The organism is Paenibacillus kribbensis, from assembly GCF_002240415.1.
GTDB classification, from domain to species: Bacteria; Bacillota; Bacilli; order Paenibacillales; family Paenibacillaceae; genus Paenibacillus; species Paenibacillus kribbensis.
The window spans coordinates 4,701,944-4,717,809 of sequence record NZ_CP020028.1; the positions used below are offsets into that span (position 1 = coordinate 4,701,944).

A 15,866-nucleotide genomic window follows, 5' to 3' on the forward strand; every position below is an offset into this window, starting at 1 on the left:
GATTCACTCCTTATATTTTCGGTTTCTTAATTTCCTCTAAAGCCTGTTGAAATTGTTCATTAATAGCATACAGCCAAAACTTTTGATGCTTATCAATCGTCAAAGCACGAGTAATGTACCGGATATTTTTCTCCTGTAATTTCCTCATCATCTGACCATTGTAACAATAAAAATAGCTCACTCAGATTCACTCCTCTCATTTGCGGATCGCATCCATATACTAGATGTCACCCAAGCGCCCGTGTTAACAGGCGCTATATGTGTCACGTGACACCATTTACTCCATGGCCAGCAATTCATCCAGTATGTCATCCGTTGAAACATGATTCTCTTTGGCAATATGATCTAATTGTTGCTTATAAAATTTGATTTCTTCCGTTAACGTTTCCAATGACTTGTCCTCTAAAGAATCGCTATAATTTTCACATTTTTTCAATTCATCTTGAAAACTATGTAAATTCCATTTTTCTTCGATGTTGATATCAGAGTGAAAGAGTTCATTTCGCATCTCATCCCAAAATTTTTCAACCATCCACGGTCTGAATTCGGAATCAAAATCATCTTTATTTTTTCCCAAATCATAAACAACTGCAAAATCAATATCTTCTTCTGTTATGTTGGAGATATGAAGATGATTGATAATACAATCCATTTGAGCGGTTAAAGCGAATCCTCGATTGGTAGAAACAACCATAGAACCAAGTCCCTTATAATTCAAAATAGGTGAGATGATTAAACCATAATGCCAATCATCCCCCCATCTCTTGACTTCGTTTACGGTTAGTTTTTCTTTTTTTATGTCATGTTTCTCCCAAAACGAACTATGAAATTTCAATTGATAATTCTCAAAATGACTTTCCTCTTTCTGTGAACCGTCTTCATAAATGAATTTTGATGTCGGTTTGTTTTTTAGTAATCGGTTCAAAAACGATTCCATTCTCAGTAGTTGCTTGGCATGACCGTCCGAAATATATCCTTCTGCAATCCAATCGTGAATAAAAGGTAATAGTTTCAGTAATCTTAAACGGCTTGTAACAAAGGCTCTGTTTTTACTCACTTTTTTGGCAATTTGGTCATGCGTGTACCCTCTTTGTACATACTCATAAAATGCATGAGCTTCTTCAATAGGAGTCATTTGTTCCCTTTGGATATTTTCAATGACAGATAAATGAAAAGCTTCTTCATCGCTCAATTCCTTTACTTTCACTGCAATCGTATCCAGACCAGCCATTTGACTCGCTCGATATCTGCGCTCCCCCTGAACAATTTCATACTGACTTCCTTGGGGTCTGACCAATATAGCTTCCTGTAATCCATCGCTTAGAATAGATGCTGCCAGTTCCTGCAAAGACTCCTCGTTAAAATGCTTGCGTGGCTGATTCGGGTTGGTAACGATCTGGCTTAATTTTAATGTGATGTTCAAATGATGATATCTCCCTTATGTTTGGATTCGTATATATAACGTTCTAGCTGTCACCCAAGCGCCCGTGTTAACAGGCGCCAGATTATGACACACTATGATTTAATTTATTCGATATGGACTATCGCCTTAAAGCTCGATTTCGTGACTTTCTCGATAGTTATAAATTCAATTGTCGCACCATCAAAATCAAAGAAGGATAACCCCTCATCTTGGTGAATGACCTGATCCCTCGGAATGATACACTTCACTTTCCCCAGCTCATCTACAATATGAACATATCGGTACTCGACTATTTGAATCTGTAATTTCTTGCCTAATATCTGGTCAGCTATCAACTGCGATTCTTCCTGAGACTTTTTCAATGTGCTGAAGCCAAGCGAATAATTCCTCAATGTTCGTCTTGTACTTTTTCCATCCAGCAAAGAAGGCGTATGACTGGTTTGTACTACGCTTTCCCGTTCAGCTTCATACCCGATAAAATACTGCCCCATAATTTCAAATAATGAATACACACCATCCGGTACATGGAATGGAAACTCCACATTATCTATTGTAGCCATGCCAGCTTGAACGGTAAGCTCATTGCCTTCTACATTACGATTCGTGAGTCGGTTCACCTTTCGTACTTCCCTCTTCATCACATTTTCATGCTGCTTTAGATTTTCCAGTAGTCCATCTACAAACAGCCATGCAAAGGAGTACGTTCTGTAGGTTTGATATGAGATCTCGACAGCAACACTAGCAAGTATCGAAGGATAAGGACAGGTTTTGTATTCCTCTCGTAACCTAGCGTATTCCGCGCTAATTGCTTTCCGGGTATCATTATCCCGTTCCCATTTCTTCAGTTCGTTAAATTGCATCAAGCGATGATCAATTGTTTTTTTCTGCTCGTTGTATTCTGTATACAGCGATTCAATACGAGCTAGATAGTTCAGAAACTTCGGCTGGCTTACCTTGCTCATATCCTGTAACAATTGTCTCGTGCTTTCGATGCCCAAAATAGACTGATCCAGTTTCCCATCTTTCATCTGGAACTTGTCATCTATGTACTTTTCTGCCTTGACACAAAATTGATTAAACGGCGATTTCATCGAGTGCTGATAATCCTTGGCTTTGCCACCATTCACAAAACGAAAGAAATATGGCATCTGGATAGCCAGACGATCCAGCACATATGGAATTTCAACTTCCAGTCCATTTTTGGTTGCATCTATAATTTGACCTTGGAGAAATTTAAGGACAGAGTTTTCCAAAACGCGTGCTTGAAGGCTACCTTCCTCCAAAGCCATATTCTGGAAATATGTATTCACATTCGTACATCTACCCGTCAAGTTATGTAGGCTTTTCAGCTCCATCTTGATGATACTGTCCATATTATTCGGTACAGGAGCAGCTACTTTTTTATCATCTTCATTGATGATCGTAGGCGCGTCGATCACTGCGGAGAGTATGGTCGGATCATTCGTACAGAGAGCCGTGTCCCCATCGACATCTCCTAGTCCGAGTCTTGCCAGTGTTAAATCACAACAGTTCAGAACAATCACATTATCTAAATGACGTATATATCGGTTATGTACTTGTACAAAATCTAGCTTGCCAACTTCATTAAATATGGTTAGCGGTGACCGGAATAGCGCATGCATTCCACGTTTCCGATTCATAAAAGCCTGGTTCTTCTTCAACACACCTGTTACTGGTTTTCCAGCGGTATAGTCCATGAAAGCTATTGGATCGTTGGTCAAATAAAAGTAACTGCCACGAATTGGGATGCGACCTTTCAACATATCCTGTACTTTCAGCATGGCTTGCTTCACGATAAATTTGCGAACGTTTCCGTCATACAGCATTAGTTCATTCAGATCAATGGCTTGGATGATTTCATTTATAAATTGTTTCTTCTGGCCCCGTTCTATTTCATCTTCCTGTTCGTCGGGTTCCTCATTTTCATCTTTGGGTTCATCGTCTTCTTGGACTAGCATATGTAGGAAAGCTTTCGTGTACGCGATATCTCGAAGCCACTTTCCATGGACGTCATCCTTTTGTCCATGTAATACTCGTTTGATGACATCCATTTGAGGCGTAGCTAATTGAAATAAATCGTTCAATGTGAGATTAAGCGCATGAATATATTGGTATGTCAGTGGTGTGTAGGCGTTCATCTGGTACGCTGGTTTCGCATAATTAGCGACCCAAAAGTGATTATGATTATGTAGTTTCAGTAATTCTTCATATTCCGTTATATTTTCAAACAGACACTTTGGCTTATCTTCTCCATCAATGTATTGATGCCATGCTTTGAAGCAAGATTTAGTGAGGATGAGATCAATAGGCCGACCCTGTTTGTCGATGATGGGTTGTGATTCACCGAAAACATCTTTTATTTCTGTCACGTTGTTTTCATTGAACCATTTCATCAGATCGAATCGGATAAAGTTGCCTTTAATATATGGAAGTCTTCCCTGAACTGCATTGGGTGAATAGGATAGGTTCAGATGCTGTCCAATACGCTCTGCAAACTGGAAGCTCATTAAACCTTGACCATCGAAAAACTGGACATTCTTATTCTCATACTGTAGATACTCGACTCGCTTAAATCCGATGGACTCTTCATTGATTGCTATGATAGGGATTTCTTCTGTTTGCCCGATGGAATAGCAAGGGTATAGTTTGTCACTATACATAACTGAACGAGCAGGAAAAGAAATTGCTTCTAGCTTCACACGACGATTCTGTTTATTCCATCCGTTAAAAGTTTTATATTCATTTTGATCAGGAACAGACTTTGTTCGACCATTCCACGGGATTGTTTTATTCGGTATACGTTCTAACTTATGTAATTGTTCCTTGGAAGGCTTCAATTCTTTCTTCGCTTTGAAATATTCACGTTGCTTCGTCTTTTCATCGAATATCAACTTCTGTTGCTCCAAATCTTCAGCACACTTTTCCACTTTCCATACATCCTCAATGATCGTTTCCTTTTCATAATCTGGAATTACGACAATACGAGGGATATACGGGACTGGCTGAGCTGCTGAACGACTCACACCTAGAGCTGCTTCCCACTTATGGATATTGGTGAGTGGTGGCATTTTGCCGAGTGTAATGTGTCGATACAGATCAGCAACATATTTTTCTTGGATGAATTCTGTTCGCTGTGTACGTCCCATGGCAGGTGATTTGATTGAACGAACATATTTCTCTCCATTATAGTAGATTCCCTCTCGTAGCATTCGTTCAAACAAAGCAAGTTGCGATGGATCATCTTCATCGATTTGATCAGCTTTGAGCATAAAGGTGACTTCGGTAACATTGGTGGAAGGATCACGTTCTGCTACGACTCGTTTGAGTTGGTCGAGGTAGATGCTGTTCGATACGGTGATGAGACGATTACTGGGTGACGGTGCGCTAAGCTGATCGCCTACATGAGTGATCTCGTTAAAGTGGAAAAGTTTGATTTGATATTGATTTCTAGTTGGATTACTGGACAAATTTTAGCCTCCTGTTAGTAGTTTGAATGATATGGTTGTGAACATTCCTTCCTAATGGATTTAGTATCTACGCCATAAGCGGAAACAAATGTTCGTATATAATTATATGGAATACATGTCCGCATTACAAGAGTTAAGTTTGGAGTTAGACTCAATACTGGACACAGGATATCGATAATGCGATAATAAATGCATTCAAAATTGAGGTGTCTGCAAATACAAGACAACGACAAACTCCAAACATGATCTGCCTGTGGCCGAGAATGTTTTGAATCAAACCTTTGCCACGAACGGTAAACTAAGTCTATATAACCGATATTACGTATATCCCAACGGATCGAGTCTGGCTTGACCTAGCAAGCCTAATAGGCCTGTACACGCGCAGAATCGTTGGTTTCCACGCAACAATACGAACATACACTGATCCACTTCGTGATTCCTCGGTTTTATGTATCTAGTCTATTGACAGAGGTAAAGAATTATAAAAAAGGGCGATGAGGACCAATTTAAAAATATCAAATCGGTTCTCATCGCTTTCGACCAGCTCAAGATATAATGCGTATTAAGCATAACTACTGAATGGAGCTTCTTTGATGACTCTTGTTTAAGTAACGAAATCAGGTATAATAGACTATATGGAAATATATTCTTCTAAATTTTTCTGGGGCTTTTGAAGGTATGAATCAATTGATATTTGTCCAGATAAGTTAAAATCTATGGGTTTGCTATCAAGTTCATCAATAACTGCAGACGCAACTGCTTGAGCTAAAAGACAAGGTACTGCATTTCCAATCTGACGATATACAGCGGATTTACTTCCTTTAAAGATATAATCTTCTGGAAATGTTTGTATCAACGCTGCTTCCTTAAGCGTAATTCTTCTTAATCTAGAAGGCGCATCCGTGAACTCTGGCATTATGCCTTCCATTAATTTGCTGTGATAGTCTACAATCCAGTTATCACTAGCAGAATGATACAAAAGCGCTTCATCAATGATGGGGGTTTTATTTCCTCCCATCGAAGCAGGAAGTGTATTAGCGATACCTTCTATGTCTAATGGTCTTCCCATTCCATTGAAAATCATACCTGCGTATGGAGACTTTCTCAAAACTGGGTTTGAAGCAAGGGTAATACGTGCTTCACAAGTATGTGGGTTATTTGGTGACCCTGCTGGTCCTAGATGTGATATGGTTTCTCTAATTGTCTTAGTGGGCTTCTCTTGAACATTAATCCTTTTCAGCATCTTTTCTACGTCAATATCCTTATTCAATAAACCGATGAAAAAAACACGCTCTCTTTTTTGGGGAACACCGTAATTTGAAGAATTAAGCAGAAACGGATAACAGCTGTAGCCCATTTCATTTGCAATTTGAAACATTTTCGTCCTTACATCTTTCCATTTTTCTAGCTTAGCTAATGCACTCACATTCTCAAGTACAAAAGCTTTAGGTTTAATAATCCGGACTGCATCAAGATAAGTCCAAATTAGAGTACTTCGTTCATCATTCGGGTCCATCTTGCCTGCGACAGAAAAGCCCTGACATGGAGGTCCTCCAAAAATAATATCCGTTCCTTTATATACCTCTAATTCATTAAAAGCGTTACGGACATCACCTCTGAATAGAGTAGACTCAGGATGATTGGCTTCATAAGTGTTGCAGGCATCTTTATCTAGTTCATTTGACCAGACGATATTTACTCCTGCTTTTTTGAAACCAACATCCATTCCGCCTGCACCAGAGAACAAAGATAAACCAGTATATGTGCTCAAATTAATCAACTCCAACTTTATTCATTTTTTTATTGTACTATAAGCAAAGGTATAAGTCAGTATAGCAAACATACGTTCTGTTTTAAAGTGGAAAAATATATACTCTGGGGGTTATACAATTGAGTGAAGTTCGTGTAGATAAGAATCAAGCGACTGAAGTTTTAGTAAAAGCAATAGAACGAGCAACAACCAAAGGCTACAGCTGGCAATCACCATTTTCAAAAAATATCCAAACTGTATTATTTGGCACTCATTTGACTTTCCGTTATATCCTTGTCACAGCACTTTTAGCAAAAGCAACTAATCCGAAAGTAAATGCTCTTTGCTTACAAGCAGGTTCACAGCTAGATGGAGCATATGATGCAAGAAGTCTGTGTCATAATCTGTTAGTACCTTTTGAACGCAAATATTTTAATGGTGGTTTGGGAAGCTCTAATGAGCCATTTCTCAATAAACCTGCTCGGGCACCAGAGCTTAATCCCTCTAACCCAGTTCGTAGAGGAAACGATCAAATGCTACTTGATTTACTCTGCACATTCTTACCGCAAATCCAAACTCAACAAGAAGCATTTGATGCTCTTACTGATGCTATCGCATGTTGTTTCATTAAATTTTTGGAAATTAGAAAGTCAAGTACAGTACAGGCAGCAAAAATTCCAACCTTGACTGAAATGGACCTTTTTCTCAATGACCTTCTTGAACAAGCATGTGGTGGAGAGACCCTGGTACTAACTGTAGGTGTTTTAGTGAAACTTCATACCATGGCTTTAGCAGGAAAAACTAAGGTTGAAGTTCATGTAGTTAACCAATCTGGCGCCTCATCTAAAGAAGTTAGTGATATTGATGTTTACCTAAATAATAAAATGTTGTATGCTTTCGAAGCAAAAGATAAACTATATAAACAAGAAGATGTTGCCCATGCAGTTAGAAAAGTCATTGACTCTGGCTTCAATCGATTAATTTTTGTTTCTGGTCCAAGAGCCATGCTTCAAGAAGCGTCTAAGCAAGAACTAATAGACGCTGCCGCGCTTAAAGGGGTTTACTTAACCTTCATGTCTCATAAAAAGTTTATCAAATTCTATCTCTCACAAATTCCACCAACAAGTATAGAACTTTTCTTCTCCACATTAATGGAACTAACACGTGAAGCAAGAATGAAAGACGACACCATCACTTACTTACAAAATACAGCACGAAAACATGGCTTTATTGAATAGAAATACAAGACCCCCGGTTAATTAATCGGGGGTTCTTTAGTTTGTATCTTTTTAAGAAATAACTCATCCAAGCTATTACCCGAATCTACATAACCTCTATCAATTGATTCCCATAAATACAGAGATGCAATACTTTTAAATGGCTCCCATGAAGATTCAACTTTTTGTAGATAGTTATACTTTGGTATCTCAGGTGAATTATAAAGCCATCTGGCTGCTCTTTGCAGTCCTGCATCAGCGTAGGACATAACATTTACGCGATTTAAAGCAAATATTAAAAACATCTCCGCCGTCCATTTCCCTATACCTTTTACTTCAGTTAAACTACTTATTATTTCATTGTCCTCTTTTAGACATATCTCATTGAAATCTATTTTTTTTGTATAAACTTTCTCAGCTAAATCCTTGATATATTCGGTTTTGGCTTTAGATAAACCCGCGGCTCTTAAATCGCCGTATGGTATTGATATTATAGATTCTGGTGTAATTAGACCATTACATAATAGGCTTACCCGTTTACGGATAGTAGTAGCCGCTTTAGCAGAAAGCTGCTGTCCTATAATGGAGGTTGCTAGTGCTGTGAAATAATCTTTATCTGAGTTCAGTTCCAAATTTCCAATCAAATAAATTAATTTTTCAAGCCTCGAATCAGACGAAGAAAGTAGTAAAACATTCTCATTGTATATAACTTGATTCACAAAATCATTTTTCACTAATTTATTTTTATAAATACTTTTCACTTCCAATACAGTGGTTTTGTAATTCACATATGGCACTTCGGACTACTTCCACATACGTTATCGCAATAAAAGCACAATATAACCACATCAAGTTTAAGTAAGTAAGAGCCACCTTACCTTAGATTCTTTAACAATTTTGTTAAGCAATTCAACAGTATCTTTTTCTGAGGGATATCCACCATAAAATTAGTCGCTCGTTGCTTATGATACGACGAATATACAGATTAGACTAGAAGGTCTGAATACTAACATTCTTAAATACTCAAGGATAGGAGCAAATCCCATTTGTTTAAGCTTATAATTTCTACCTTGTCCTAATTCCCTCGCTAAAAAATTAGGCTCATCGCTCAGAACAAAATTATCTAAACTGCCATATACAACTTCAATTCTCTCAAGAATTGATTATAGTCTAAACAATCCATCTGTTTATCTATTGCTCTATTTCCACACTTACTATCTTTAAGCTGCTGTGCTAAAAGCTTTTTAAATACCAGTTTTATTTTATCTTTTTCAAAACCGAAAAAGATATCGGTTATTTTTTTAATATTTTTAACTATATATCCCTATAGCCTTTGATTGCTCAACATGACAAGAATCATACCTTTTACATGTTCATCTAAAGCAAATACTTCTCCTAGTTTTCTTCGCTCAGATCTTTTAACTTGACCAAGATCATTAATTTTCCCTTTAAAATCATAGCCAATCTTATTTAATATTTCTTCCATTTTTTTATACTGGATCAATTGAGTCTACTCTTAACTTCATCTCAAACCTTTTCGTGGTGAATATCAGAATTCAATTCCTTCCAAAGACTCTTCACTTTCATAGAGGTATTGACATCACTTATATAATCATTTATTTCTTTATAGAAAAAGAGCTTACTCTCATTTGGCATTGTAACTAAATGAAGATGCATCCATTCAAAAATATCAACAAAATAATAAATTATATCTTGATAAATATACTTACCAAGCACCCCATTCAGCGCTGTTATTGATAACTCACTAGGTATATCACATTTTCTACAGATAACGATAACTTCGTTTGTATATGTGTTATGCATTTCATCATAAGCTTTTAAAGCTTCGGAAGATTCAATAATACGTTGCTGGTCAAAAGGCTTAACTGTTACTTCATATACTTTAAGGATCAGTCCTTCCCTTGTTTCTTCATTCACATCCCCCGGCTTTTTGCTTGTAGTACTCGTAGTTGATGCTCTATCTTTATATCCAGTAACTTTTATACCCGTATTCAAAATCTCGTGATAAGAATGAAGCAATAGACCAAATATACGTTGAGGCGTGTTTCCCGCGTCGGGCACTTCTTTAATAAGCCTATTACAAATCATGTATAAAAAATTTGGATCTGTTTGAGGTTCAATATTAACATTCAATGCTTCAGCTTTTTTAGATTCGTTAAGAAGTCTTGCCAAAAGACAAACAGTAAAGTTTTCTAGCTCCTCATGCTGTGCATTTTCTATCCATTTAACTAACCGAACTACCGCCGCTGCAACGTTTGCTGGCCTTCTTTGACCAGCCCATTCATCATTTATACCCACCGTAGCTTTTGCCACGTTCAAAGGTCCCGATTTTCTATGAGGAATATTATTCTCAGATAAAATATGGCGAATCGGTTGTTCAAATAAAGGTCGTGGATTACAATTATAGAATGCTTCCGATGCCTTATAATCTCTATTGAGTAATCGAGCAACTGCTATAACAAGTGTTATCTCTCTAAATCCCCAATTGGAAGTCGTAAAAAGCAAGTCAAGATCACTAGAGAACACTGAATCAAATGCTAGTTGGTCATTTCTCGCTTTATTAACAATCCCACGAAGTAATTGGGTGACTTCATTAAATCTCTCCTCTTTTTTATTTCGTTTCATTACAACAAGTCCCCTTTGTTTGCCTCAAATAAGGATATCTGCTCTATAAAAGCTTTTTCCTCATCAACAAGCTAATCTATTATCTTATATTTCGACAAAACCAGATTAATACCTCTTGGGACGAGAGGTTGATATTTATTTGCAATCACGACTGTTGATTAACCAAAATAGGAAATTTAACCCATAAAATCAGAGACACTTTTGAGAAGAATATGCTGGATCTGGATCAGCCATTCCACAGGTAGTTATTGCAGGAGAAATAGACGAGAAAATCGGGCAAAGGAAAGAATATCATGTTTGGGAAACGTTGTTTGAGAAACGACAAATAGCTATTTGAGCAGGATATAGGCCATGAGAGCACAGAATAGTTGTCCATAGACCGCATTTTCCGCGTGCCAAACAGGGTTGGAATATTCAAATGTTGCGTGACCCAACGGAAGAAGACTTCAATCTGCCACTGATCTTTATACATCTGCGCGATTTGTTCTTTGGTCAGCTGCATAAAATCGGTAACCACTCGAATTGCCCGACCTTTAAACTCTTGAAACATCACCACACGATGACGTTGCCCGGAACGACACTGCGGTGTTCCCAACTGGCAAGTGATATCTTGAATGACCGATGAATCCGGCTTGTGGGGCTGTCCTTTAAGATAAGGTTTAAAAATAAAAAATTGGATCTATCGTTAATGAAACAAAGCTCAGGTATTGTTCCGGCCTGAGCTTCAGTATGATAGAATTTTCAAGTAAAAACTCAGAAGTACTATTCCTCACTAACAATGAAAAACATTACCCTGTGTGCATCAATACTTCTTATCTCGATATATTACTACCACGCACTCCACATGCACCGTATGCGGAAACATATCCACGGGCTGCACTTCCACCGTCCTATACCCGCCATCCTCCAATATCCTTAAATCCCGTGCCAGCGTGCTTGGATTGCAGGATACATACACCACGCGCTCTGGCTGCATCTCCAGAATGGTGTCGAGCAGGCGTGGATCGCAGCCCTTACGGGGCGGATCGACGACGATGACGTCGGGGGTGATGCCCTGCTGCTTCCAGGCGGGAATGACGTCCTCGGACGCGCCTACCTCAAACTTCACATTACGCATGTTGTTCAACAGCGCATTACTCCGCGCATCCTCGATGGCTTCTTTGACGATCTCCACCCCATACACCTGATCCGCATGCTGAGCGAGGAACAAAGAGATCGTGCCAATACCGCAATACGCGTCAATCACCGTTTCTTTGCCCGTAAGCCCGGCATATTCGACGGTTTTGCTGTACAGCACTTCCGTTTGAACGGGATTCACTTGATAAAAGGATCTGGCGGAAATCGCAAACTGGACGTTTCCAATATAGTCGTAGATCACGTCACGGCCCCACAGGACGCGCGTTTCGTCGCCAAAAATAACGTTCGTTCGCTTGGTATTCACGTTCTGGCAAATGCTTGCCACGTGCGGAATATGCTCACGGATGCTGCCGACCCAGGCATCAGCATGCGGAATATCTCGTCCATTGGTGACGAGGACCAGCATCATTTCACCCGTGCGAAAAGCGGTCTTCACGACGACATGGCGCAGCAATCCGCGTCCGGTTTCCTCATTATATGCACTGATACCCAACATTCGGCCAATCTCTTTGACACGTGCGACAACCTCGTCGTTGCGCTCATCCTGAATGAGACAGGTGTCCATATCCACGATGCGATGGCTGCCACGCGCGTAGAAGCCGCCGACAAGTCCGCCCTCGGTGACACCAATCGGTACCTGGGCTTTGTTGCGATATCGCCAGGGCTCGCTCATACCGAGCGTAGGATGTACCACTACGCCTTGCTCACGCGCCAAATTTACGGACATGCTATCGGTATTCGGGTCCGTACTTACTGCCGAGGACGAAGCTGAGGCTGTATCGGCCTCTACACCCGTAGCCAATACCTGTGCTGCCTGGTTACCGGATTCGGTAGTCGTGTTTTCATTCGCACCCGACTCCGTTCCGGCACTGGTGCTATCAGCCACGCTTAGCTTGCCGATACGTTCCAGTACGTCCACGACGTGCTGGCGCTTCCAGCTCAGCTGTGCTTCGTAGCTCATATGCTGGATTTGGCAGCCACCGCACTGATCATAGATGGCGCAAGGCGCCGCAATCCGGTCAGGGCTGGCCTGTACGATCTCCAGCAGCTTGGCATAGCCATACTGTTTTTTCGTTTTCAGAACCTTGACTCGTACCTTTTCCCCCGGCAATGCGCCTGGAACAAACAGCGTAAAACCTTCGACACGCCCTACTCCCTCGCCATCGTGGTTCATGCCGATAATGTCTATTACGGCTTCATCGTTTTTTTGCACAGGCAGATCGGTACGCTCTGCACGGACTCGGTTGCGGTTTAAAGCGTGCTGTTCCCGTACATCACCGGAAGAACGTTGTGCCCCTCGCTCTTTTCCCTGTCCATCACCGGAAGAACGACGAGCCCCCCACCCTTTTTCCATCTTATTCCGGTCCGTATCCTTTATATTTCCATCAAAATTTCCATTTCCATTCCCAATTCCAATTCGAAGCTGTCCCTTTCCAGCTCCACCTTGAGACTGTCCTTGCTCCTTCTTCGACTGCACAGTCTTTTTCTGCGGCTTTCCTTGAACAGGAGCTGCTGCATTCCGGCGGCTTTTTCCACGTCCGCTGCGGTTACTCGTCATGATTCATGTCACTTCTTTCTGATCATCTTTTTATACCATCTTTTTCTTCAATTCATACAATACAAACGGCCTACATGCAATATAAACATCAACCCGAAAATGCCGTTACTCCCCCACGGAGAACGGCAAGGACTCATAACCAATAAGTCGAAACGAAATAACAGCCTCTGCAGTGTGTGCTTGTCTCGCTATCATTGGAAACGTCAACCTGTTTCAAGTAAATATTGCTTCATCGAAAACATTATTGTTCAGAAACAAAAACCCTTCGACATCATCATTCCTCACGGTAGGATTTCGCAAAATTCGATGCCAGTCGCGCCAAGGTACAATATATAGATGAATACAATCATTTCGTTCTATCTATCGCTAATCACAAGTCGCGCTTTGTGGATTTTGCAAAATCCTTACCGAAATACATTCAAGTGATGCGGCAAATTTCGGAAAGTTGCGGGCAAGGTTCCCCCCAGTTCTCCATCCAGATTAAGCTGGACATAGCCGGGTGAGGTTACTTCCATGTAATCTGTTTTAAAATGAATGATCTTCTTGTCCTGCAAATGCTCACCACGCAGCGCAAGCGTCACTAACCGGATCATTTCCGCAAGATTACATTTGCGGACACCGATGACGTCGAGCAGCCCATCATCTATTGTCGCCCCGGGAGCAAGCTTTTCAAACCCGCCTACTGAATTCGTATTCGCAATCAGGAAGAGCATGAACTCGTCATGTATCACTTCCTGACCTGATGCTTTAATAATCAGCTCTTGCGGAGCCAGACTGACCATTTTCTCCATGCCTTTAAAATAGTAAGCCAGCTGGCCAATCATCGTTTTTAGCTTGCTGGGAACTTCATACGTGAGCTCGGTTAAAGTCCCTCCACCCGCAATGTTGATAAAGTAGCGGTCATTGGCTTTTCCAATATCCAGCGGCTTCGGATTTTGGCGAATAACCAGGTCGCAGTAATCCTCCCATTGCCTGGGAATCCCCAGTGCTCTGGCAAAATCATTCGTCGTTCCTACAGGGAACACGCCCAGGGGCGGGCGGTTTTCCCTTTCAGCCATTCCATTAATGACCTCATACAAAGTGCCATCGCCACCAGCGGCGATAATCATATCATACCCACGCTCTATAGCCTCTGTTGCAGCACGTGTCGCGTCCCCTTCACCCGTAGTTGCATGGCAAGAGGTTTCAATGCCGCCTTCATCCAGACGCTGCAAAACATCCGCAAGACGACGTTTCATTTCCTCACGCCCTGAGGTCGGATTATAAATTAATCTAGCTCTTTTCATTCCGTTACGCCACCCGTATATTTAATGATATTTATATTCACATACCAGTTCATCACATTCAGTCTATACAAAATATCATCATACTGGAAAAAGACCTCTTTTACAATAAAAGAAGCCATCACTACCCCAAATATGGGAATAAAAGGACAAAATAACACTGTAGCTGGACCAATCTACCTGAACCAAACTACTTAAGCTCAACTACCAGTAGCCTTGCGCCTGCTCACTTCTGCATGCCTTGCATTAATTCGCAAATTTGCCTGTCCATCCAGGTTGTGAGTAGCGGATGTGGCAGCAAAGGCTCACCTGAATAACGGTACTCAAGCCCCTCTAACCGCTTGGGAATAACGCGGCTTGTAAAATATCCTGAGCTCAAAAAAAGCGGTGCCACCATAACATCATGACCCCGCTCCTGACACCAGTAAGCTGCCTTGTCGTATACACTTTCGGGATTTAGCAAAGCATAGTCTGTTCGTATACCGCTCACGACTTGCACTGTACGGGCCAACGAAGAAATTCCCTGCTCCCAGCGCTGAAGAAAGCCGTTATGTACACTACCGTGTCCAATGAGTAAAATGACCTCTTTCGCAGGAGCAACAGACAATGAGCGAACCTTGTCCCACACCATGCGTGCAACATCTTCTCCGTCATCCAACGGGCTGCCGAAATGCACTCGCGCTTTTCTTCGAAAAGGCTTTAAATCCGTTTCTTTGTCCGGCGCATCCTTGACTCCCAGCGCATAGCTAATCTCATCTATATGTGTACTGCCTGATGACATAAACAAAGGGATCACCAGTAAATCCGTTACATCCAAGGCTTCCAGATGGTCAATACCATCCTGAATCAATCTTCCTTTAACCGTTTCCAAAAATGAAACCTCTACTGGTATATCCTTCGGTATATGAAGCTTTGCGACTGCCTGATCCACCTGTTCCACCCAATACGGCTCTCTGGAGCCATGGCTGATGACTAGTATCCCAGGGCTCCGCATTAGCGTCCCAGACGTTCCAACGTCATTTTGTACCCGTCATTGCCATAGTTCAGACAACGTTTAACACGTGAAATCGTGGCTGTACTTGCGCCGGTCTCCGCTTCAATCTGGTTATACGTGCTGCCTTTGCCCAGCATACGGGCAACCTCCAGGCGTTGGGAGAGGGACTGAATTTCATTTATCGTGCACAGATCATCGAAAAATACATAGCATTCTTCCAAATTTTTAAGAGTTAAGATCGCCTCAAACAATTGATCAATACTTTTATCATTAAGCTTTTTGAGCTGCATGGATTATCATCTCCCAAGGTTACAATCTCTCCTCATTGTACCTGAGAAATAGTAGGTTTTTCAAGCATTAACGGTTTCAC

General features: G+C 40.9%; 12 protein-coding genes and 1 pseudogene. 1 reads left to right on the forward strand and 12 read right to left on the reverse strand.

Annotated elements, in window-relative coordinates; translation table 11 throughout:
- Positions 1 to 10: 10 nt before the first annotated feature.
- The 4 genes from B4V02_RS26190 to B4V02_RS20960 all read right to left on the reverse strand — a co-directional run bounded on the left by B4V02_RS26190 (position 11) and on the right by B4V02_RS20960 (position 6,682).
- A complete protein-coding gene (locus B4V02_RS26190; protein ID WP_167383774.1) occupies positions 11 to 181 on the reverse strand; it encodes a hypothetical protein in 171 nt (56 codons plus the stop codon).
- A 96-nt stretch (positions 182 to 277) separates the two neighbouring features.
- Positions 278 to 1,423 (reverse strand): ParB/RepB/Spo0J family partition protein, encoded by a 1,146-nt coding sequence (locus B4V02_RS20950; protein WP_094156263.1) that lies wholly within the window; start codon positions 1,421 to 1,423, stop codon positions 278 to 280.
- Positions 1,424 to 1,527: 104 nt separating this feature from the next.
- A complete protein-coding gene (locus B4V02_RS20955) occupies positions 1,528 to 4,911 on the reverse strand; it encodes an RNA dependent RNA polymerase (protein WP_094156264.1) in 3,384 nt (1,127 codons plus the stop codon).
- A 631-nt stretch (positions 4,912 to 5,542) separates the two neighbouring features.
- Positions 5,543 to 6,682 (reverse strand): DNA cytosine methyltransferase, encoded by a 1,140-nt coding sequence (locus B4V02_RS20960; protein ID WP_094156265.1) that lies wholly within the window; start codon positions 6,680 to 6,682, stop codon positions 5,543 to 5,545.
- 119 nt (positions 6,683 to 6,801) lie between these two features.
- Between B4V02_RS20960 and B4V02_RS20965 the strand changes: the two genes are divergently transcribed.
- A complete protein-coding gene (locus B4V02_RS20965; protein WP_157739762.1) occupies positions 6,802 to 7,899 on the forward strand; it encodes a restriction endonuclease, SacI family in 1,098 nt (365 codons plus the stop codon).
- 17 nt (positions 7,900 to 7,916) lie between these two features.
- On the opposite strand, the gene B4V02_RS20970 is transcribed toward B4V02_RS20965, so the two are convergent.
- The 8 genes and pseudogenes from B4V02_RS20970 to B4V02_RS21000 all read right to left on the reverse strand — a co-directional run bounded on the left by B4V02_RS20970 (position 7,917) and on the right by B4V02_RS21000 (position 15,786).
- Positions 7,917 to 8,666, reverse strand: a complete 750-nt coding sequence (locus tag B4V02_RS20970) for a DNA-3-methyladenine glycosylase family protein (RefSeq protein WP_244188376.1) — start codon at positions 8,664 to 8,666, stop codon at positions 7,917 to 7,919.
- 536 nt (positions 8,667 to 9,202) lie between these two features.
- A complete protein-coding gene (locus B4V02_RS20975) occupies positions 9,203 to 9,382 on the reverse strand; it encodes a hypothetical protein (RefSeq protein WP_094156268.1) in 180 nt (59 codons plus the stop codon).
- A 23-nt stretch (positions 9,383 to 9,405) separates the two neighbouring features.
- Complete coding sequence (locus B4V02_RS20980; RefSeq protein ID WP_094156269.1) at positions 9,406 to 10,524, reverse strand: hypothetical protein; 1,119 nt, start codon at positions 10,522 to 10,524, stop codon at positions 9,406 to 9,408.
- Positions 10,525 to 10,856: 332 nt separating this feature from the next.
- Positions 10,857 to 11,149: pseudogene (locus B4V02_RS25985) on the reverse strand (transposase); the annotation flags it as partial.
- 177 nt (positions 11,150 to 11,326) lie between these two features.
- Complete coding sequence (rlmD, locus tag B4V02_RS20985) at positions 11,327 to 13,219, reverse strand: 23S rRNA (uracil(1939)-C(5))-methyltransferase RlmD (RefSeq protein WP_094156270.1); 1,893 nt, start codon at positions 13,217 to 13,219, stop codon at positions 11,327 to 11,329.
- A gap of 404 nt (positions 13,220 to 13,623) precedes the next feature.
- Entirely contained in the window at positions 13,624 to 14,505 is an 882-nt protein-coding gene (locus tag B4V02_RS20990; RefSeq protein WP_007428887.1) for a diacylglycerol kinase, read from the reverse strand.
- A 223-nt stretch (positions 14,506 to 14,728) separates the two neighbouring features.
- The gene (locus B4V02_RS20995; RefSeq protein WP_094156271.1) at positions 14,729 to 15,496 is read right to left on the reverse strand and encodes a sirohydrochlorin chelatase; all 768 of its coding nucleotides are present in this window, start codon (positions 15,494 to 15,496) and stop codon (positions 14,729 to 14,731) included.
- Entirely contained in the window at positions 15,496 to 15,786 is a 291-nt protein-coding gene (locus B4V02_RS21000) for a YerC/YecD family TrpR-related protein (protein ID WP_007428885.1), read from the reverse strand. The genes B4V02_RS20995 and B4V02_RS21000 overlap by 1 nt, the downstream gene beginning before the upstream one ends.
- Positions 15,787 to 15,866: the final 80 nt, after the last annotated feature.